The following is a 20,909-nucleotide window of genomic DNA, read 5'->3' on the forward strand; positions in this document are numbered from 1 at the left end:
TGAGGGTTATGCAGGTACGATTCAAGCGGCTTGTCGTACTTGCCTAGCCTTCAGAATAACTTACTCAATCTGCCGCTTGCCGATTATTGATACTATGTTGAGGTAAAAATTGTCTGTTGGCTACTGGCCGCGCCAGAAAAAAAGGTATGTAGCCGCTGTAACGGCACTCTAGGAAAAGGCAGGTGCAACGACAGTATCAAGCGCTCAAACGCTACCATCTCATCGGCCAATCCCTGCGCGGTAGCAGGCTCAATTTGCAGGCTTTCATAAAGATTATCAATCAGCCAAGTCAATTGCGGAAAGCTGGCATTATCATGAATCTGATAGAGTGTCGGCACCAGATCATCAGGGATGTGACAGCGCGTCTTACGAATCATGCCGTTTTTATAATACATAGTTAAGGGCATATGATGGCACCTCTTTATTCGGTAATGTTATAAGCGATTAGACTTTGGTGCAGGTAGCTTTGTTTGGCTTATCGCTTTTGGCTTATGACTACTTGAGCTATTAATTGAGCCGTTATTTGAACCACTGTTTGATAAGCTATATTTGGACCAGTTTACTCTAAAAACACCTTGGCCACATCAGCCTTGTATAACACCTCTATAGTGAACTGACGATACAATATTCATCAATTATCACTGTTGTCCGGCCCTGCCGCGTATATAAAAGCAAAAACCCGATGTCCAATAGTCATGGAAACATCGGGTTTTGTCTGTACTGGTATGTCTTAGTCGGACATATTTGAGGCTATATTAAGAAAAAATACGCCCACAATCCAATAACGACGGTGGCAATGATGTTGAGTATTACCCCTGTGCGGACCATCTCAGATTGTTTGATCAACCCAGTGCCAAAGACAATGGCGTTTGGCGGTGTCGCAACAGGCAGCATAAAGGCACAAGATGCGCCAATACCGATGACCAGCACCAGCACCTCATGCGGCAGACCCATTTGCTCAGCAATCGCTGCAAATACTGGCACAAGCAGCGCAGCTGACGCGGTGTTTGAGGCAAACTCGGTCAAAAAGATAATAAAGGCTGACACTGCAATCATCACCAAGATCAGCGGCGCAGAAGACAGCGCACTTGCCACCGTCTCACCCAGCACCAATGACGCGCCTGATACTTTTAAGATCGTCGATAGCGCAATACCGCCGCCAAACAGCATGAGCACGCCCCAATCGGTATTATCCGAAACTTGCTTCCATGATACCAAACCCAGACTGACCACCGCGGCGGCGGCTGACAAAGCAATGATAGCATCGGTATCAGTGATATCGAGCGCTGCACCAATTTTTTTAGAAAATATCCAGCTAAAGGCAGTGATAATAAAGACGATAATCGTCACAACGCGCGGCTTGTTCCACGCGATTGGCGCTTCATCGAGTACAGCGATTGTGCGGTTGAGGTTGGGTTTTAAAAACACATACATCGCCCCCAAGAGCAGCGGCAACAACACCACCATCATGGGTACACCAAACTTCATCCAATCTACAAAGGCGATGTTAAGCGCTTTTGCCGCAATAGCATTAGGCGGCGAGCCCACGATGGTACCCAAGCCCCCAAGACTGGCTGAGTATGCGATACCCAGCAGCACAAAAACAAAAGTGCCGCGGTCTTTTTCACGATCCACTTGCGTGAGAATACCCAGCGCCAGTGGCAGCATCATCGCCGCTGTAGCAGTATTAGATATCCACATCGACAAAAACGCAGTCACGGCAAATATCAAAAACACCGCCGTACTCAGCTTACCACCTGACATCGATAAGATCTTTAGGGCGATTTTTTTGTCTAGCTGCTGTACATGTAAGGCGGCCGCCAGTGCAAAACCACCAAAAAACAAATAAATAGTCGGGCTGGCAAAGCTTTGTAAGCCAATCTTGGCATCAAACTCAGGTATGCCAACCAGCGCCCCGACCACGACGACCAGCAAGGCGGTGATAGTCACATGTACTGCCTCTGTCAACCACAGCACACCGATAAAAAACAGCACCGCAAGGCCTTTATTAGCATTGACTTCAAAGGGTAAAACGTTATAGATAATCATAGCGATAATGGCGGCGATGGCGACCACTATCAGCCCTTTACCCGTCCCCTTCGGAAAGGTATCGGTAAATAAATACTCGTTGCCATCATCAGGAAGATGGCTGTCTAGTTTTTGCTTTGACATAAAATGTCCTTATTGATCCAAAGACAGTGTAAAAAAGACCCTAAAGATAAACCAAAGAGAGAGTATAAATTGTGATAACTGGCGGGTTATCAGCAAAAAATAGGCTGTTATCATAGCAGATATATCGTAAAAAACGCGCCTGACAAAGCATTTGATTGACCTGTATTAATGTTCGTTTATAAGAATGCTTTAAACTCAATTACTTATCTAAGCAACATTTTTCGTCATCGATGGCGCTGCTAGCAAATACCGTTTTGCCAAGTAGCAAGGATCATGCGCTTTAGTTATGAGTCTTTAGTTACAAACCTTCAGTTACACATCGTCACTAAACACGCATACACACCATATGTACAACACCACCATGCTCTTTCATACTAGGCCATGTCCTCAATCAAATTGACAATAACTATTAGGAGCATTTCATGACAGACGACAATAAAACAAACTCGACCACGAAAATGGCTCGTAAAGATATCAATCAAGATGGCCTTGACAAAAAAGACCAGCAGCGTACCGATGACTCTGCCCTAGACATGATGCAAGGCATGCATGAGCACGAAGATCATAACGAAGAAAGCGATAAGTAACTCGCTGGTTTTTCAAATATTTTTATAATTTTAAGCAGCCACGTAAAATAAGCGCATTGCCACTGACAACGCGCCATTTATGTATTGTTTGCTATAAGCGCTCATTGGAATGATGAGCGCTTTCTTTTATGAGCACGTGTCCTAGATCTTTTTCTTAAGATACGCTCTTTTTTAGTTTATCTTTATTTTAATTATCTTTTCTCCGGCAAGCGGTCTGAGACATAGTTATAAATAAACGCCGCGCTAAGTACGATGCTAATGGGCACAAACAGCGCATCATAACCGACCTTTGCAAATAAAAACGCCCCAAGCGCACTACCACCACAAAAGCAGTACCAGATAATCGCTTGAAACCCTAAGGTAGGCTTGCTGATGGCACGACCTGCCAGCCAGTTTCCGATGGCCGCACCCATATCTGAGGTAAGACCTGTCAAATGAGTCGTGCGAATGACTGCCCCACTATAAGTCGCTACCATGGCATTTTGTAAACCGCAGGCCATCGCTGCCGCCAGCTGCCCTAAGTAGTCATGCTGCTGATATAGCCAATAACTGAGCAGCAGTAGTGCCGCCTCGATATATAACGCGCGGCCATAACGTCGCCCAAGCTTTAGGGACGTCTGCCCGATCACATAACCGCTTAATATCGCACCTGCCAAAAACGACAGTAGCAGCGCCCCGATATACAAGATACTACGAGCATCCATGTAAGCGATTGCAGCGGCAAACAGACTCACATTACCCGTGACGTGCGAGACAGAAAGACGCGCAAAGCCCATCAGCGCCGCTGTATTGACGCAGCCGGCACTAAACGCTAAAATCGCGCCGCCCCATAATATCCACTTTGGTAGTTTGGTGATCATATTTGTCGTTTTATGGCTTAGGGCCAAAAGCCTTTATTATAACCAAAAAAGACAGCCCATAGGCTGCCTTCTGTCTTTGCTAAATAATATCACTGAATATGTCAGTTCATGCACTTATCTTGAGCGGCTACTTTGACTCATCAGCCATCATTAGCTGCTCGCTGATGGCCACGGTATTGAACCCAGCATCCACAAACATAATTTCACCGGTGATACCTGAAGCCCATGGTGATAGCAAGAACAACGCTGCGTTACCGACCTCTGTTTGGGTGATATTACGTTGTAGCGGCGCTATTTTTTCGCTGATATCGAGCATTTTTCTAAAAGACTTGATACCACTGGCGGCCAGCGTACGGATAGGCCCTGCTGATATAGCGTTGACACGGATGCCTTCACCGCCCATCGATGTCGCTAGATAACGCACACTGGCCTCCAAGCTTGCCTTGGCCATCCCCATAACATTATAGTTTGGCAATACTGAGATACTACCTTCATAAGTCAGTGTCAGCATCGAGCCATGACGCATGGCCAGTAGCGACCGCGCCTCTTTGGCCAGTGCTACAAAACTGTAGCTTGAGATATCGTGCGCGATTTGACTGCCCTCACGAGTGGTGGCGCTAACAAAATCGCCGTCGAGCTGATCCATGGGCGCAAAGCCGATAGCATGTACGACGCCATCGATGCCATCACCCCAATGTGCGGTGATTTGCTCAAAGCAAGCAGCGATAGAGTCATCTGAGGCGACATCACACTCTAACACCAAATCTGCTTCAAATGCTTCAGCAGCCATGTCTACCCGTTTTTTGATTTTCTCATTTGGATAAGTCAAAATCAATGAAGCGCCTTCACGATGCAACGCTTCTGCGATCGCCCATGCGATAGAGAGTTTACTTGCGATGCCAGTTACGACAAATCGTTGTCCTTGCAGTAGCATAATATTTCCTTTTGAATCGTTCGAGAGTATAAATGCTCATTATAAGTATGATAAAAAGATGACTCATTATACACGAATTGATTTAAGTAAACAGTCGTAAACTGTACTTACTGATACAGATGCTGGTATCCTCTATCTTATGGTGATGCCTGATATCGATAAAACGCGCAACTCTGGCCACAGCGGTATGAAGTTAAGCCTTTTTCAAGTATAATCACAGCCCTTCCCAGCTTGCACAATTTTTATAAAAATCCCTTACAACCCTTGCTCATAATCGAGTGTTTGTAACTGAGGATTTAGCGTTAAGCTACACCCACATTTTGGATGGCTGCCAAACTTATGAGTAATACCCCCATCATCACTCCAGATTATAAAGAAAATATCGACTCTTATCGTCAATTGATTGACTCAACTGGCGAAGATTTAAATCGCCCAGGCTTACTAGACACGCCTGCGCGAGCAGCAAAGGCGTTTTCTTATTTGACGCAAGGCTATCATCAAAGCTTAGAAGAAGTCGTCAATGACGCGGTATTTCCATCGACCAATCGCGAGCTTGTATTGGTGCAAAACATTGAGTTTTACTCGCTGTGTGAGCATCATATGCTACCGTTTCATGGCGTGGCGCATATCGGTTATTTACCAAATGGTCATGTGCTGGGTCTGTCAAAGTTTGCGCGCATCGTCGATATGTTTGCTCGCCGCTTGCAAATCCAAGAAAACCTAAGCGAGCAAGTCGCCCAAACCATCATGGATGTGACAGGGTGTCGCGGGGTAGCTGTGGTAATGGATGCCTCGCATATGTGTATGATGATGCGCGGTGTCAACAAACAGCAGTCAACCACCCGTAGTACCGCCATGCTGGGTGAGTACCTTCACGACAATCAAGCACGTAATGAGTTTTTGGACGCGGTGCCCAAGCGTCGGCCGGCGTTTTAATGTCGCAAGCAATTAAGCCTAACATCTAAACCCAGATAAACGCCCAAACAAAACCCAAAAAGGATACTGCGCTCAGTATCCTTTTTTGTCAGTTTTCGTCAGCCTTAGGCGCTCGGCTTTACCTGAGCGATCCAGTCGCCATAGCCTTCTTTTTTCATCTGCGCCAGCGGTATAAAACGCAGTGCCGCAGAGTTCATACAATAACGCTTACCTGTCGGCGCTGGACCATCATCAAAGACATGACCCACGTGCGAATCAGCATAACGGCTACGAATCTCGGTACGGGTACCAAATATGCCTCGGTCGGCTTTTTCTACGACAAGATCTGCCGCAAGTGGGCGAGTAAAACTGGGCCAGCCTGTGCCAGATTGGTACTTATCACGTGAAGAATACAACGGCTCGCCCGAGACCACATCGACATAAAGCCCAGGCGATTTATTATCCCAGTACTCATTGTCAAAGGCGCGCTCGGTATCGTCTTTTTGGGTGACTTTATACTGCATGGCTGTGAGCGACTGTTTTAGCTGCTCTGTTGAGGGCTTTATAAAGGCTTTTGGATCAAAACCAGTAGCGGTGGTTTGTACTGATGCCGCATCCTCAGCCGCAGCATCGCCATTGGTGTTTATACGTATGTCTGTCGCCTTTGTTTCTGTAGCGCTAGGCTTAAACTGATCAAAATCTAGCTCGTAGTCATCGCCATAGACGCTTTTGATAAACTGGTAGCGGCCAGAGTTAAAGGTATAAGCCTTGTAGCGGATTGGATTTTTTTTATAGTAGTCTTGATGGCAGGCTTCTGCAGGATAAAAATCGCTGGCTGCAACGATTTCGATCACGACAGGTTTGTCATAGACGCCAGAGGCTTGTAGCGACTGCTTAGCTGCTTTCGCTATCTGCTTTTCTTGCTCATTATGATAAAAAATTGCTGGACGATACTGCGTACCGCGATCGACGAATTGGCCTTTATCATCGGTAGGATCAGCGATACGCCATAAGGCTTGCACGATACCATTATAAGTGATTTTGGTAGGGTCATAATATACTTGTGCCGCTTCGGTATGGCCTGTGCCACCGGCTGATACCGTACTATAAGTGGGATTGGTCGATTGACCTCCTGTATATCCTGAGACCACCTCGATGACACCAGGTATTTTTTCGTAACCGGCTTCGACACACCAAAAGCACCCACCTGCAACCGTGGCCACTGCCAAGTTTGGATCAGTTGGGGCATAAGGATTATCAATAGAGCTGGCGTTTGGCGGGCTGGTATTTTCAGTCGCAGCGCACCCGACATAAAACGCACTGCTGGCGACGATGACCAGCCCTAACCATCTGATTGACGGCCTATTACTCACCAGTGATTGATCTGTCATAAAGTGCTCCTGAGCGTTATATCATGTCATGATTGTAACGCATTGGTCTCACACAAATATGCCTACACTGTTATTTATATCCGTAACATCAAATGCATTTTACCAAAAAAACCTACTACTGCTTGGTAATAGGCGTTATGTCATCCAGCAGCGCCAATATGCTGTTCACTGGCGTGTTTAATCTTTGTCAGGATGTCTTTGATTTCGGCAGGTGACAGATAGGTCGGCACCGCATAAGTATCACTGACTTCTTTTGCCGCCGCTTTCGCGATGTCATCAAAATCACTGCTTTGCATGCCTTTTACCGTTGGGTCGATGTGTAAGCTAGCAATCAAGTCGCGCACTTGCGCGATTAGATGATCGGCGATCTCAGCATCACTATTACCAGCGTTGCCTTGCCTGATCATTCCTGTCTGCTTGGCCAGCTTGGCCAGTCTTTTTTTGCTTGCTTGACGATTGACGTCTAGGACATAAGGCAAGACGATGGCATTGGCACGACCATGAGGAATACCATAATACGCCCCTAGCTGGTGCGCGATGGCATGGACATAGCCAAGACCCGCTTTGTTAAAGGCGATGCCACCATAGTGCGCCGCTACTCCCATCTCTTTACGTGCTTTTAGATTACCACCATCTTGATACGCCAGTGGCAGATACTGCATGACAGATTTTACCGCAGACGCGGCATAATAATCGGTCTCAACACTGGCGTTAGCACTCATCCATGCCTCTAAGGCATGCGTCAATACATCGATACCGGTATCGGCGGTGATATGGGATGGCATGCCTTGCATGATGGCCGGGTCGATAGCGGCTGCTAGGGGTACCATTCTGGGGTCAATCGACAGCGCTTTTTGGTGAGTTTTGTCATCAGACACCACCGCGCCTAGGGTCGCCTCTGAACCAGTACCAGCAGTGGTAGGAATACAATAAAGCGGTACAGAGGGCTTTTTAGCTTTTAAAAGTCCGATTAATTGCTCAGGCTGGCATTTATTGCCTTGGGCCATGGCGATCATTTTGGCCGCATCGATGACCGAACCGCCGCCGATGGCAATGATCGAATCGCACTTGGCGGCGACAGATTGGCGCAATCCTTCTTTGACCACAGCAAACGTCGGGTCTGGCGTGATACCATCATAGATATGGTAGCGGATATTTTTCTCATCCAGATAGTCGGTGACTTTGGCAGGGATGCCCAGCTTATTAAGCACAGCATCTGTGACGATAAAGACATGAGCGTTGCCTTCATTTATCAGCATATCGCACAGCTCCTCACATGAGGTCTCACCGACAAACAACATCGGTCTTCTAATCGGCACAACATAAGAAAACGCTTTTAGCACTTTGGCGCGAGTCTTGGCGACCGCCAGATAGCCTGCATGCTGTAAACCATTGGTATTGATCAATTGAGAGAGACGACTTGGGTGTTTCATGGGTACAAAAATCCTTTTTTATGATGTCTTTAAACCATGCCAGATACCCTATCACTGCTGTATCAAGCAAACGACTGTTTAAATTTATTGTACCACTGCCGTTTTTGTGATGTCGCATTTACTGTGAACTGCCTTGTTCTACTTTTCACATTGTTCTGCTTTTTACGTTGTCATATTGTCACACCATCACGGCCAAACCTGTCGCAAACACACTTAGCCGCTATCCTTAGCCAGCCAGCGCTCGTTGTCTTGTCCAAAAAACCAAATCATCACTATAGGTGCAAAAATAATTAGCCAAATACCATAAAAGGTCAAAAATCCCGATAAGTCATGCTCACTTAAACGGCTATAAAAACCATAGCCGCCGCTACGGCAATGACATAGACCAAGTCAAACAATAGCTCAAGCGTGGTCGAAGGCCTGTTTGGCTCATTGGCATCACGCGCTCGAATGGGTTTTACTTTGAGCTTACTTATCATCTATGGTGTTCCAGATTTTATAAATTCGTATAGTTATTTTATTCTGACTGCTTAGACTAAAGCATACTCGCTTGCAATAATTGCTTGGCATACGGATGCTTTGGATTATCAAAAATAACTTCGGTCGCTCCAGACTCGATGCACGTGCCTTCTTTTAGTACCATAATATGCTGGCATAAAGCGCGCACAACCTTTAGATCATGACTGATAAACACGTAACTGATGTGCAATTTTTCTTGAATCTCTCGTAGCAAGCTGACCACCGTGACCTGCGTGGTGCTATCAAGTGCGGACGTCGGCTCATCTAATATCAGCAGCTTCGGCTGCATCACAAGCGCACGAGCAAGCGCCACCCGCTGACGCTGACCGCCTGATAGCTCATGCGGATAACGCTGGGCAAACTCAGCAGGCAGGTGCACCGTTGCCAGACTATCCATCACCGCCTGCTGACGGGCGACCTTAGACACGCCTTGTACCAACAGCCCTTCTTCAACTATCTGCATCACCGTCATACGCGGATTGATACTGGCAAAGGGGTCTTGAAATACCATCTGAATCTGCGAACGGAATTTTCGCAGCTCACTCCTAGACAGTACCGCGATATCTTGGCCGTTCACCACAATCTGACCACTGATGCGTGCTTGATGACTCAGTAATTGGCTCAGCGCAAGGGCGATGGTGGTTTTGCCAGAGCCGGACTCGCCAACGATGCCGAGCGCCTGCCCTTTTTGCAGCGTCATATCGACGTTTTTTACTGCATCAAACCAGCGCTTGACGCCGCCAAACAGACTTTTTTCAATCGGAAACTGTACTTGTAAATGACTGACTTGCAATACGGTTGGCCGCTGACTTTCATTCTCAGATAGATCTAATGCTTGCCCAAAATCTTGCTCGATAAGGGTGCGAGTATAGTCAGCTGCTGGCTGATTAAACACCTCGGCAGTTTTCCCCTGCTCAATCGTTTGACCTTGGCGCATGACGATGACGTTATCGCTATAGCGTTTGACCAAATTAAGATCATGGCTGATGAGTATCATTGCCATCTGATGCTGCCGCTTGAGCTTATCTAGCAGCTCAAGAATCTCATGCTGCAGAGTGACATCCAGCGCAGTGGTTGGCTCATCAGCGATTAAGATATCAGGCTGCTGCGCCAATGCCATGGCGATCATTACCCGCTGGCGTTGGCCACCTGACAGCTCATGTGGATAGCGATGCAGCTTGTCAGCAGGGTCAGTAATATTGACATCACTTAGCAAAGCGATGCTCCTGTCTCGCCAGTGCTTTTTGGGTACGCCGCTTAGACGCAACGACTCGGCGATTTGCTTAGCAACCGTATGTAATGGGTTCAACGCTGTCATCGGCTCTTGAAACACCATAGCGATGCGCTGACCACGGATAGCGCGCAGCGCTGCATCACGTGTTTTATGATTGCTTATCGGCAATGTTGTCATTTTTTCCGCGTCTGCTAACTGCACTTCACCTGTGACGCTCAAGCTATTTGGTAGCAAGCCCAACAGTGCAAGACTGGCGATCGACTTGCCAGAGCCTGACTCGCCGACGATAGCCAGCGTCTCCCCTTGTCGCAGCTCGTACGTTAGCTTATCGACCAAAACGATATCTGCGTCAGTGACGATACTCAGTTTATCTACTACCAGCATGAGCTTGTTTTGTGTATTGCTATGATTGTCACCTAAAAGGCTGCTTTGCTCAGTAGTAGTTATCATATTGGCGTTTATCATCTTATCAGTTGTCATTTTAGGAGCGCCTCGGATCAAAGGCATCACGCAACGCTTCGCCAATAAAGATAAGCAAGGATAAAATAAAGGTTAAACTAAAAAACCCTGATAGTGCCAGCCAAGGCGCATCAAGGTTGTTTTTGCCTTGTACCATCAGCTCACCAAGTGACGGCGAACCAGGCGGTAAGCCGTACCCTAAAAAATCTAGCGCCGTTAAAGCAATGATATTGGCCGTTAGGATAAACGGCAACTGCGATAAGCTAGAGGCCAAGGCATTAGGCAAGATGTGCCTCATCATAATGCGGCTGTCCGACACCCCAAGGTTACGGGCTGCGCGGACATAATCAAAGTTACGCGCCCGCAAAAATTCGGCGCGTACCAAACCGACCAATCCCATCCAGCCAAATAGCAGCATCATGGCAAACAGCATAAAGATGCTGGGACTAAACAAGCTGACCAAAATAATAATCATAAACAGCTGCGGCATCCCGCCCCACACTTCCATAAAGCGCTGCCCTGCCAAATCTACCCAGCCACCGTAATAGCCTTGTATGGCCCCTACAATAATACCAATCATCGCCCCTGCCAGCGTCAAAGCGATACCAAATAACAACGACACCCGCATGCCATAAAGTATGCGCGCCAGCACATCACGACCCAAATCATCCGTACCCAGCCAGTTTTGGCTATTGGGCGGCGCAGGATAAGGCAGACCCAGCGCAACGTTTGGCGTCTGATCGGCAAAAGGAATGGGCGGCATCACATAAAAGCCTTGCTCATTAATCAGCGTTTGCACCGCAGGGTCTTTATAATTGGTTTCGGTCTCAAACACACCGCCAAACGTCGTCTCAGGATAGGCCTTTAGCACAGGAAAATAGTAATCGCCTTGATACTGCACCAGTAGCGGCTTGTCATTGGCAATCACGTTGGCTGCCATACAAAGGATAAATATCAGGGCAAAAATAGCGAGCGATACGACCCCTAGACGATTGCGACGAAAGCGGTTTAGGCGTGCTTGCCAAATAGGATTTAGGCGGCGTTTTTTTGTCATCGTCATAGACGGACTTGCAGGCGCTGAAGGTAATGGTTGACTTGACATTAGCGACCCTCAAAATCAATACGCGGATCAATGAGGTGATAACTTAAATCACTGATGAGTTGTAATAGTAGTCCCACTAAGGTAAAGATAAACAGCGTGCCAAATATCACTGGATAATCACGCTGCTGAATGGCCTCAAAGCCAAGCAGTCCTAAACCATCGAGTTTAAAGATGATTTCAATAAGAAAATTACCAGCAAAGAAAATCCCAACGATGGCCGCGGGGATACCTGCGATGATAATCAGCATCGCGTTACGAAACACATGACCGTACAGCACTTGACGCGCGCCTAAACCTTTGGCACGTGCGGTGAGGACATATTGCTTACCCAGCTCTTCTAAAAAGCTAAACTTGGTCAAATAAGTCAAGCCGGCAAAACCACCAACGGTACTTGCTAATAGCGGCAGTGCCAAATGCCAAAAGTAATCTTTTACTTTACCCAAGGTACTTAACTGATCAAAATTCTCGGAGGTCAGTCCCTGCAGTGGAAAGATATTCCAGTAGCTGCCGCCAGCAAAAAACACCAGCAGTATGACGGCAAACACAAACACAGGTATCGCATGGCCAATGGCCAGCAGCATAGCAGTGGCTTTATCAATCCCCGAGCCATGATGCATGGCTTTGTAGATGCCAAGTGGAATGGCAATCATATATATCAGCAGCGTACTCCACAGCCCAAGCGAGATAGAGACTGGCAGCTTTTCTATAATCAGATCGGTCACCGTCTGACCCTTAAAAAACGACTCACCAAAATCTAACTGGGCGTAGTTCTTTAGCATCAGCCAAAAGCGCTCAGGCGCTGACTTATCAAAGCCATATTGCGCATTGATTGCGGCCACCATCTCCTCAGATAGGCCGCGCGTGCCTTGGTAGGTACTATCGTTGCCGCCTGCACTGCCCGCGCCGATACTGCCGCCAAGCGCACTATCTTTTGCGCCCTGCTCAATCAATGCCAGTTGCTGCTCCACAGGACCGCCTGGCGCCGCTTGTACAATCACAAAGTTCGCCAACAATATCAAAAATAGCGTCGGTAATATCAGCAGCAATCTTTTTAAGATATAACGACCCATATGGCAGCTTCCTAAAATAATTAGAAGTTGTTTTTCAGCTCACGTAGCGCGGCAAATACCGTCAGTGACTTATCATCATCGATCGCCATCTTGGCCTTGACACCTGCGATCACACTCGGCTCTTGTGTGCGCAAAAACACATTAACAGCACGCTCATGTGCTAAGGTCACTGGCAGTGTCGGGGTGCCTTGGGCAGTTTTTTCTTCTGCTTGCGCCAATGCTTGCTGCATCGCCTCATTGGCAGGCTCGATAGAGAGACCAAAGCGTAGATTGCTAGCGGTATACTCGTGTGCCGGATACAGTAATGTCTCGGCAGGCAGTCCGTTTAAACGCTTAAAGCTCTCATGCAGCTGCTCTATCGTTCCTGTAAACACGCGGCCGCAGCCGGCACTAAACAAGGTGTCTCCGCAAAAGCAGTGCTTTTGACCATCGATATCTAAGACATAAGCCACGTGACTTGCCGTATGACCCGACACGTCCCACACTTGCGCCGCGCAGCCCCAGGCGCTGACCGTGCTGCCGTCCTTGATGGTCTGGTCTTCATCGACCGTATGCTCGCCATGAGCCACCAGATGCGTCATCGGATAAGACTCTTGTAGCTCTGCCACACCGCCGATATGGTCATGATGATGGTGGGTGGTCCAAATCGAGGTCAGCTCCAGCTCATTGTCCTCTAAATAAGCAACGACAGGCTCAGCTTGACCCGGATCAATGACAATGGCTTGCTTGTTATTTTCATTAATGAGCGCCCAGATATAGTTGTCATTAAACGCTTTAATCGGGTGAATACGAATACTCATATCAAATCCTTACCAGTAGTTATAGGTGTTGCTTATCTTTTTATTTAAGTGTTGAGAATGGCTATTTTTGATAAACGATACGTTAAATCTTGGGTGCCCAAGCCATCGTTTATTTTTTCAAGTAGTTATTAACGCGCGCTTCGGCTGCTTTATCCACCCACCAGTAGTCGATTCCGACTGCATTGGTCGGCAGTGTGCCATTATGGCGATACTGATTCCAGTAGGCAACATTGGTACTAGATTTGCCATATAGCGGTACCATATAGTGACCTGCGCGTAGCAGACGATCAAGGACGTGCGTATATAAAACAATCTCTTCACGACTTTCGGCGTCGCCTAATTGCTCTATTACCTCATCTATCGCCGCGTTTTTGATACCTGCCGTGTTTCGGTTGCCCGTCTCATCGGCAGCGCTACTACCCCAAAACCCTACTTGCTCAGCACCAGGCGATAAGCTTTGGGCAAACACATCGACCACCATATCATAATCAAAACGGCGCATTCGCTCGTAATATTGTGGGCCATCGACTTGCCGCAAGGTCGCATCAAACCCTAAACGCTTGAGATTACGAATATAAGGCAGCAACACACGTCCCATAGTCTCGCCCGTCATCAGCATCTCAATCCGAGCACGCTTGCCATCAGGCTGATATAGCTGCATATCGTCATAATAAAAACCTGCATCCAGCAAAAGCGCGCGCGCCTTTAATAACCCTTCACGATTGAAGCCGCTGGCATCGCTGGTGGGAAGTTGCCACTCCGTTAATACTGCATGGCGCTGTATCGGTTCAAGCTTAGATAGCAATGGACTCAATACCTGCATCTCGGTAGGCGATGGCGTACCAGTAGCGGCAAGTTCTGAGCCATGAAAAAAGCTTTGCAGGCGCTCATACTGCCCATGAAACAGTGTCTTATTCATCCATTCAAAATCATAAGCGGCGCTCAGTGCTTGGCGCACGCGAATGTCTTGAAACAATGGCCGGCGCAAATTCATCACCAGCGCCTGCATAGGTACCGGATTTTGACTACTGATGGTTTCTTTTTTAATGAGTCCTGCTTTTACCGCTGGAAAGCGATAACCGGTTGCCCAATTAGAGGCTTTATTTTCTGGGCGAAAACGATATTGACCAGACTTAAACCCTTCAAAAGCAATCTCATCACTTTGGTAATAGACAAACTTAATCCTATCAAAGTTATAGCGACCGCGATTGACCATCAAATCTCGCCCCCAATAATTGGGGTCACGAACATAGCTGACTGAACGCCCTGCATCGACGCGGCCAAGCTTATAAGGCCCACTGCCCATGAGCGGCGTTAGGCTGATTTTTTCAAAGTCGGTATCAATAGAGGACTTAGCAAACACTGGAAACTGCCCGACTGTTAATAGAATCTCTTTATTATCATCGGAGGCAAAGACAAACTTGACTCGCCGCTTATCGACAATTTGGATGTCTTTGACATCTCCCAAATAGCTACGAATATACATCGGGCCTTTATTTAATATGGCGTCATAAGTGGCTTTGACATCATGACTGGTGACCTCTGTGCCATCCCAAAAACGCGCCGCAGGATTGATATGATAGATAATCCAGCTGGTATCATCCGGGTCGTAGGTGACTTTGCTGGCCAACTGCGGATACATGGTAAAGGCTTCATCTAATGATCCGGTCATCAACGTGTCGTACAGATAGTCGGTACCGACCATCGCCACCCCCGTGGTCATCCATTTATTGGCCGCATTAAAGGTGCCGCGCGCATCGAGTGACAGCGTGCCGCCTTTGGGCGCATTTGGATTGGCATAGGGCATATATGGGGCGTCGGCATATTCAGTGGTGCTATTATGACCAAGCGCTGTCGTGGTAACAGGCGCTGCCATAGCTATCGGCAGCCAGCCGATGATCAAAGCAAACAAAACGGTTTTTGGCAGGGCTTTTTTGGGCATCATGGGGTATCAATAGACCTCTTTACTTACCGTACCTATCATCGCGAAAACGTGAGCATTATAGCCATAACACGTAAAAAACAATGCCAAGCTCTGCCCTCGGAAAATTTTATCATAACAAACTTAGGTTTTTTCACCTAATGATTTGCTGGATCGATGTCGTCATGCTCGAGGCTTTTTCCATAATACAGCGCAGCGATGAGGTGGATTTACATCAGTAGAGGCACAGTTTTTAGGCACACAGCAGGTTTGCCCAGCGGTTTTTTGACTGACAATAAAACGCCTGCTCATAAAAAAAGACGCCGCTTATAAAAGTGGCGTCTGTTTTGTCTTTTAGTATTTGTGTGATAGCGTTTGAATTATAGCGATCGCTTGATTAAGCGTGCTTTTTTTCAAAGGCAATCATAAAATCCACCAGCTGCTGTACCCACTCAAGCGGTACGGCATTATAAATACTGGCGCGCATGCCGCCGACATCGCGGTGACCTTTTAGGTTCAATAGTCCTGCGGCCTCTGACTCTTCTAAAAACACCTTATCCAGACTGCTGTCTGCCAAGGTAAAAGGCACGTTCATGATAGAACGATGCTCAGGGGCAACGGGGTTGTTATAAAAACTGCTGTCGTCAATAGTTTTGTAGAGCAAGTCGGCTTTTTGCTGGTTGATCTTACCGATCGCAGCCACGCCGCCCTGCGCCTCTAACCAATCAAACACCAATCCTGCCAAGTACCATGAGTACGTCGCTGGGGTGTTTGACATCGACGCTTTTTCGGCTTGGTGCTCATAGTTCATGAGCATAGGGCACCACTCACTGGCACGGCCAAGCAAGTCTTCACGGATGATGACAATGATGAGACCTGCCGGACCGATGTTTTTTTGGGCGCCGGCGTAAATCATGCCAAATTTTGACACATCTATCGGCTGCGACAAAATGCAAGAAGACATATCGGCAATAATAGGCGCGTCGACTTGTGGTGGCTCAAATATCTGTAGACCGTGAATGGTTTCGTTGGCACAGTAGTGAAAATACGCCGCATCGTCGCTTAGGTTCCACTCGCTTTGGGCAGGCACGTCAGTAAAATTACTGTCTTTGCCAGTAGCGACCACATTGACTGCGCCCAACCCCAAGGCTTCATAGCGTTTGGCTTCTTTGACCGCTTTACCTGACCAAGCGCCCGTCGTTAGATAGTCACCGCGCCCACCATTTAATAAATTCAGAGGAATCGCCGAAAACTGTAAGCTGGCACCGCCTTGCAAAAACAGCACTTTATAGTTATCTGGAATCTCCATCAATGCCCGTAATTTGCTCTCAGCCTTTTCTGTGATAGCGACATAGTCTTTACTACGATGGCTCATCTCCATCACCGAAAGGCCGCGCCCTTGCCAGTCAAGCAGCTCGCTTTGTGCACGCTCTAAGACGGTGGTGGGCATGGTCGCAGGACCCGCACAGAAGTTTGGCAGACGATGCGCGGCAGCGTTTGGATTGGTAGAGGCGTTGGATGTGTGGATGGATTCTGGGGTTGTAGACATGGTTATTATCCTAAATTGATGAGGTCATCATTGTTGGTTAACAGCTAAGCTGATTAACGATTAAAGCGCCTAGGGCGAATTTTTAAAGGCATTGTCAGTCTGGCAATTTTCTTATTATCTCAAATGCTCAGTTATGTTTATTTACGAGACAGATTTTGCTATCTGTTGCCAAAACTGCCGCTTCAGACGGCTATCGGCGAGCATCTCATCCAAAGTTGGGAGCGTAGTTAGGGCAGGATGCGTCAACCCGTCAGGCAAGGCCGTCAAAGCCGCCACTTGCACCTCTTCACTACGCCCAATCTTAAAAACATAGCCTGCTAAGCTGGCATTGGCAAGCTCGGCGGTATCCATGCCCGCACAGATCGGAAACGACGTGGTCTCACAAGTCATCGATAATGCTTGGGTGATGTTTTGCCACAGTTTTTGGCTGTCACCACTGAGGGTTTGCATGTCCACCAGTATGACCCAGTTGCCGTAGCGGCCACCTTGCAAACTAAACGGCAACACCTTTTTGTTGCTCTCATCAGCATATTTATCTGCTGATGCATGTATCGCTGATGGCGCAGCAGTGGTTGTTTTTACGGCGTCAACGAGTGGTGCCACCACCTGGGCGCCGGTTGGTAAAGCAGGCTCGCCATCCAAATAGGCATCATCGTGATAAGAGGACGTATCGCTCGTATCTAAGTGATTTGACGAGCCATCATCAATGTGGTGAGGATGGCGGTCATTGACGGGGCTTTGGGTATTCCACGCTGCTTCGCTGTCGCTAACATCGCTGACAGGACTGCGCTGCGAAGAGGTAAGAGAGATGCTAGGGCTTGAGAGGTTTGACTGACTTTCGCTAATGGCGGGGATATCAGCCATGCTTAGCGTCGCAGCATCTGGGCGCACCCACTGATCGATACCCATCATCGCTAGGATTTGGCGCTGCTGCACACGGCGCTGTAGTACAATTTGCGGATCTTGGATATCACTCATGCGGTTCTGCTGTCTTATTTTTAATTGAGAGCGGGCGATGTTAAAAAAGCTGGCGAACGCCTAACCAATGTTCTGCCAGCATCATCAGGCAGTCGTATTCATCTTGACTGATTATCGTATCGTGTAACATGACAGTATGCAATGTACTTAGCCATCGTCGATACTCATTATAATCTATTTGGCCGCTATCCTGTTGTCTCTTGCCACAATTATTATCTTCCGCCTTATGAGTGCTCGCTGTATCAGCATGGTCCGCGTGATACGCTGGCACCATACAGACCACCGCTAACAGCTGGCTACTATTTAAGTGAGATGCGGTCATTAACAACCACTGTAGATTTGCATCGCTGACGGCATTTAAGTCAATATCAATCAAACGGGCATGCCGCCTCACATCCACGATGTAGTGTGCGGCACTCTCCCATGCTGGCAGTCTATGGCGGTGGGCGTTTTTGGACAGCCGATACGCCAGTAGTATCAGCACCGACCTCCTCACGGCATCCAGACCAGAAAACACCTGACCTGATGGGTCAAGCTGCGCGCCTATATCCTCCATACCCGCCTGCAATAGCGCCTGCCTGCCAGACGGCTTATCGGTATTTTTGTCATTTAACACCGCAGAAAGCGTTGGCAATAACCGCTGTAAATGTAGCGCTTGCCATAATGACACAATAGACACTTCTTGTGACTTGGTGCATGCTACTTGATCAGATACTGATAATGGTGTATCTGTGCCAGACACAAGGTCTGCTGAGATATCCTGAGCAAAGTCAAAGGTTAAATCCACCGCCAGCTGGCGAGCAAACAGCTGTAGTAAACCGCACTGATAGCGAGCGAGCATGGTACGGCTGCTTTTCTGCTCCTGATAATGCTGATGGGCGTGATGGTCATGGCTACGCTCGTTTTGCAGGCGCTGTGCATTAACTGTCTGTGCCGATAAGTCTTGCTGATGCAGCTGCTTTATCGCAAAAACCAGCACCGCACTGTCCAAGCGCCGATCCAAATTGGCCACCGTTGTCAGCAATTTAGCATCTATCGTATGCGGTAAGATGGGCGGGTTGTTATGACCGTCATGATTGCTATCTACAGTGGACGCTGCGCGTTCCTTACCTTGATATTGTTGCGTATTACTTTGCGATACTTCATCACAGCTAACCCCTTCCCAAACGTCGTGCAAATCATATTTCATCGTCGTCGTCAGCAAGCGCCGTTGATGGCATAACATGATGGCTTCGATCAAAGCTTGCGCGCCCAATGAATGATGACTGTGATCCAGCACGTACTGCGGCAGGCAAACCTGATGCAAATCGTCGCTATCGATCCATGATTTTTTTGGTAAATCGCTATTGGGTTTTACCATCCACGGCTTTAGCAGCTGACAGGCACCTATATCCTCTGCTGATACTTGCAAGCGGCCGTCAATCACGACATCTTCTTTTGTGGTAAAGGGCAGCGCCGACTCTGCCTCTAAGGCATTATTAGGCTCATTGATTAAAACATCGACGTTTTCTTTGATGTTTTCTTCAGCATTTTTGTCTTTTTTGGTGGCAATAGTAGAGAGGTTACTAAAAATTGATTTTTTATCTTTACTTAGGCTATTTGCTTGGACTTCGCCCCAATCACCCAAGCGGCGCTGCTCATAAATTTCTTTTATCTTTTGCTGATTGAGATGTTTTTCTTTAGCCACTTGCACGGCGAAATCGTGATAAGCGTTGGCATTGATGACACTCATGCGCTCAGCCAAACTTGGATGCGTGGCAAACCACGATACATCCCCTAAGTCCGCGCCGCTACTGGCAAAGAAAAAATGACTCAGACCATTGATATCAGCGATGTTGGTTAAGCGCGAGCCTACTGTGTCTTGATGAATCGCTTTTAGAGTCTCTATAATCGCCGGCGAGCGGGTCAACTGTACGCTGGTGGCGTCGGCGAGCAGCTCACGCTCACGGTTGAAGCTGTACTTGATCAACTGAGCGCTGGCCATACTAGAAAAACTCAATCCATGGATTAATAATTTCCAAATATTACGCGGCGCTTGACTATTGAATTTATCATTATGTTGTAGCCATCTTGACTGACTCTTAGCTGAAGATTGCTGGCTTTGCGACTGGTTTTGCCAGTAGGCTACCCATTCGCTATGAGTGTTAAAATTAGCAGTTTGCGCCTCGGTAATACGCGCCTGACTGTCAATAGCTCTTTGTGATAAGGGGTTATTCTGATTAACTGCATTGTTAAAATAGTTTTGCTGGTTGCTTTTATGACCAGTACCAAAATTATTAATAGAATCACTCCAGTCATAGAGTAACTGCAAGCCTGCTAGCACCACCATTAGCTGTAAATTAAACGTCGCATCACCATGCAAGATATGACCATACTCATGCCCTATCAGCCCGTATAGCGCCTCATCAGATAGCTTATCTAGCGCGCCCTGCGTCACGACCAATACCATGTCTTGACTGTGACGACCAGCGACAAAACCATTGATACCTTGCTCATCAGGCAGCACGTACAATATCGGCATATCCAGCCCCGATGCAATAGCCAGCTGCTGCGCGATTTCGTAGTATCGGCGATAGACAGGCGGAAAATCTCGCTCATCACGCACTGCGATCTGACGGTCACTAAAGCGGACTTTTTTGGCCGCCGTGTGCTGCTGAGCCACTCCTTGACTGTGCTCCCACGCATCCTGACTGCTATCAACAAACAGACGAACCGCCCCTACGCGTTGAGCAATCGCGCGGCCACCCGCTCTGAGGCGGCGATACTCTACAAAACTACCACCAACAAAACTCGCTATGATCCAAACGATGACCAAAACCAACGCCCAGTAGTAAATACCCCCTGTAAATATCGTCAACAACAACCACACGACCCCGAGAGCCACTGCTATATGAGCCAAGACGATCAAAAAAAACAGCCCATAAAGTAACAGACTGCGGCGCGTGCGTATCCGCTGCTGAGCAAAAAAATCCATCCGCTTATCTC

At 47.7% G+C, this 20,909-nt stretch carries 17 protein-coding genes; 2 read left to right on the forward strand and 15 right to left on the reverse strand.

Annotated features, from left to right (window positions below; genetic code table 11):
- Window positions 1-92: 92 nt before the first annotated feature.
- Both BTV99_RS02995 and BTV99_RS03000 read right to left on the reverse strand, forming a co-directional pair.
- A complete protein-coding gene (locus BTV99_RS02995; protein WP_143507036.1) occupies window positions 93-407 on the reverse strand; it encodes a hypothetical protein in 315 nt (104 codons plus the stop codon).
- Window positions 408-750: 343 nt separating this feature from the next.
- On the reverse strand, window positions 751-2,172 hold the full coding sequence (locus BTV99_RS03000; RefSeq protein WP_075100885.1) for a DASS family sodium-coupled anion symporter: 1,422 nt from the start codon (window positions 2,170-2,172) through the stop codon (window positions 751-753).
- A 422-nt stretch (window positions 2,173-2,594) separates the two neighbouring features.
- Here BTV99_RS03000 and BTV99_RS13400 point away from each other — a divergent pair, with 422 nt between their 5' ends.
- Window positions 2,595-2,759, forward strand: a complete 165-nt coding sequence (locus BTV99_RS13400) for a hypothetical protein (protein WP_178377924.1) — start codon at window positions 2,595-2,597, stop codon at window positions 2,757-2,759.
- 191 nt (window positions 2,760-2,950) lie between these two features.
- Here the strand turns inward: BTV99_RS13400 and BTV99_RS03005 are convergent, their stop codons facing one another.
- Together BTV99_RS03005 and BTV99_RS03010 are read right to left on the reverse strand one after the other, a co-directional pair.
- On the reverse strand, window positions 2,951-3,619 hold the full coding sequence (locus tag BTV99_RS03005; protein ID WP_075100886.1) for a YoaK family protein: 669 nt from the start codon (window positions 3,617-3,619) through the stop codon (window positions 2,951-2,953).
- Window positions 3,620-3,746: 127 nt separating this feature from the next.
- Window positions 3,747-4,553 carry an enoyl-ACP reductase gene (locus BTV99_RS03010; protein WP_075100887.1) on the reverse strand — a complete coding sequence of 269 codons (807 nt, stop codon included), beginning with the start codon at window positions 4,551-4,553 and terminating at the stop codon, window positions 3,747-3,749.
- Window positions 4,554-4,892: 339 nt separating this feature from the next.
- Between BTV99_RS03010 and folE the strand changes: the two genes are divergently transcribed.
- On the forward strand, window positions 4,893-5,489 hold the full coding sequence (folE, locus tag BTV99_RS03015; protein WP_172953095.1) for a GTP cyclohydrolase I FolE: 597 nt from the start codon (window positions 4,893-4,895) through the stop codon (window positions 5,487-5,489).
- Window positions 5,490-5,593: 104 nt separating this feature from the next.
- Here the strand turns inward: folE and msrB are convergent, their stop codons facing one another.
- The 11 genes from msrB to BTV99_RS03065 form a co-directional block, all read right to left on the reverse strand.
- A complete protein-coding gene (gene msrB / locus BTV99_RS03020; protein WP_075100889.1) occupies window positions 5,594-6,859 on the reverse strand; it encodes a peptide-methionine (R)-S-oxide reductase MsrB in 1,266 nt (421 codons plus the stop codon).
- Window positions 6,860-6,999: 140 nt separating this feature from the next.
- On the reverse strand, window positions 7,000-8,292 hold the full coding sequence (locus BTV99_RS03025; RefSeq protein WP_075100890.1) for an iron-containing alcohol dehydrogenase: 1,293 nt from the start codon (window positions 8,290-8,292) through the stop codon (window positions 7,000-7,002).
- Between the two features lie 338 nt (window positions 8,293-8,630).
- Window positions 8,631-8,771, reverse strand: coding sequence for a hypothetical protein (locus tag BTV99_RS13405; protein WP_178377925.1), 141 nt, complete (start codon window positions 8,769-8,771; stop codon window positions 8,631-8,633).
- Between the two features lie 56 nt (window positions 8,772-8,827).
- Window positions 8,828-10,495 (reverse strand): ABC transporter ATP-binding protein, encoded by a 1,668-nt coding sequence (locus BTV99_RS03030; RefSeq protein ID WP_372046365.1) that lies wholly within the window; start codon window positions 10,493-10,495, stop codon window positions 8,828-8,830.
- Window positions 10,496-10,526: 31 nt separating this feature from the next.
- Entirely contained in the window at window positions 10,527-11,558 is a 1,032-nt protein-coding gene (locus BTV99_RS03035) for an ABC transporter permease (protein WP_372046404.1), read from the reverse strand.
- Window positions 11,559-11,605: 47 nt separating this feature from the next.
- Entirely contained in the window at window positions 11,606-12,676 is a 1,071-nt protein-coding gene (yejB, locus tag BTV99_RS03040; RefSeq protein WP_075100891.1) for a microcin C ABC transporter permease YejB, read from the reverse strand.
- Between the two features lie 20 nt (window positions 12,677-12,696).
- On the reverse strand, window positions 12,697-13,476 hold the full coding sequence (gloB, locus tag BTV99_RS03045; RefSeq protein WP_075100892.1) for a hydroxyacylglutathione hydrolase: 780 nt from the start codon (window positions 13,474-13,476) through the stop codon (window positions 12,697-12,699).
- Window positions 13,477-13,585: 109 nt separating this feature from the next.
- Window positions 13,586-15,418, reverse strand: a complete 1,833-nt coding sequence (locus BTV99_RS03050; protein WP_075101029.1) for an extracellular solute-binding protein — start codon at window positions 15,416-15,418, stop codon at window positions 13,586-13,588.
- Between the two features lie 376 nt (window positions 15,419-15,794).
- Window positions 15,795-16,946, reverse strand: coding sequence for a 3-phosphoserine/phosphohydroxythreonine transaminase (gene serC / locus BTV99_RS03055; RefSeq protein WP_075100893.1), 1,152 nt, complete (start codon window positions 16,944-16,946; stop codon window positions 15,795-15,797).
- A gap of 141 nt (window positions 16,947-17,087) precedes the next feature.
- Entirely contained in the window at window positions 17,088-17,924 is an 837-nt protein-coding gene (locus BTV99_RS03060) for a hypothetical protein (RefSeq protein ID WP_075100894.1), read from the reverse strand.
- 40 nt (window positions 17,925-17,964) lie between these two features.
- Complete coding sequence (locus BTV99_RS03065) at window positions 17,965-20,898, reverse strand: M48 family metalloprotease (RefSeq protein WP_075100895.1); 2,934 nt, start codon at window positions 20,896-20,898, stop codon at window positions 17,965-17,967.
- Window positions 20,899-20,909: the final 11 nt, after the last annotated feature.

This window comes from Psychrobacter sp. Rd 27.2 (assembly GCF_001921755.1).
GTDB classification, from domain to species: domain Bacteria; phylum Pseudomonadota; class Gammaproteobacteria; order Pseudomonadales; family Moraxellaceae; genus Psychrobacter; species Psychrobacter celer.

Bases quoted from the DNA above. Each gene is read 5' to 3' on its own strand.
- folE (WP_172953095.1), top strand. From the start codon at position 4,893: ATGAGTAATACCCCCATCATCACTCCAGATTATAAAGAAAATATCGAC.
- BTV99_RS03050 (WP_075101029.1), bottom strand. From the start codon at position 15,418: ATGCCCAAAAAAGCCCTGCCAAAAACCGTTTTGTTTGCTTTGATCATC.
- BTV99_RS13405 (WP_178377925.1), bottom strand. From the start codon at position 8,771: ATGATAAGTAAGCTCAAAGTAAAACCCATTCGAGCGCGTGATGCCAAT.
- BTV99_RS03065 (WP_075100895.1), bottom strand. From the start codon at position 20,898: ATGGATTTTTTTGCTCAGCAGCGGATACGCACGCGCCGCAGTCTGTTA.
- BTV99_RS03005 (WP_075100886.1), bottom strand. From the start codon at position 3,619: ATGATCACCAAACTACCAAAGTGGATATTATGGGGCGGCGCGATTTTA.
- BTV99_RS03030 (WP_372046365.1), bottom strand. From the start codon at position 10,495: ATGATAACTACTACTGAGCAAAGCAGCCTTTTAGGTGACAATCATAGC.
- BTV99_RS03000 (WP_075100885.1), bottom strand. From the start codon at position 2,172: ATGTCAAAGCAAAAACTAGACAGCCATCTTCCTGATGATGGCAACGAG.
- BTV99_RS02995 (WP_143507036.1), bottom strand. From the start codon at position 407: ATGCCCTTAACTATGTATTATAAAAACGGCATGATTCGTAAGACGCGC.
- BTV99_RS03025 (WP_075100890.1), bottom strand. From the start codon at position 8,292: ATGAAACACCCAAGTCGTCTCTCTCAATTGATCAATACCAATGGTTTA.
- BTV99_RS03035 (WP_372046404.1), bottom strand. From the start codon at position 11,558: ATGACAAAAAAACGCCGCCTAAATCCTATTTGGCAAGCACGCCTAAAC.
- msrB (WP_075100889.1), bottom strand. From the start codon at position 6,859: ATGACAGATCAATCACTGGTGAGTAATAGGCCGTCAATCAGATGGTTA.
- yejB (WP_075100891.1), bottom strand. From the start codon at position 12,676: ATGGGTCGTTATATCTTAAAAAGATTGCTGCTGATATTACCGACGCTA.
- BTV99_RS13400 (WP_178377924.1), top strand. From the start codon at position 2,595: ATGACAGACGACAATAAAACAAACTCGACCACGAAAATGGCTCGTAAA.
- BTV99_RS03010 (WP_075100887.1), bottom strand. From the start codon at position 4,553: ATGCTACTGCAAGGACAACGATTTGTCGTAACTGGCATCGCAAGTAAA.
- BTV99_RS03060 (WP_075100894.1), bottom strand. From the start codon at position 17,924: ATGAGTGATATCCAAGATCCGCAAATTGTACTACAGCGCCGTGTGCAG.
- gloB (WP_075100892.1), bottom strand. From the start codon at position 13,476: ATGAGTATTCGTATTCACCCGATTAAAGCGTTTAATGACAACTATATC.
- serC (WP_075100893.1), bottom strand. From the start codon at position 16,946: ATGTCTACAACCCCAGAATCCATCCACACATCCAACGCCTCTACCAAT.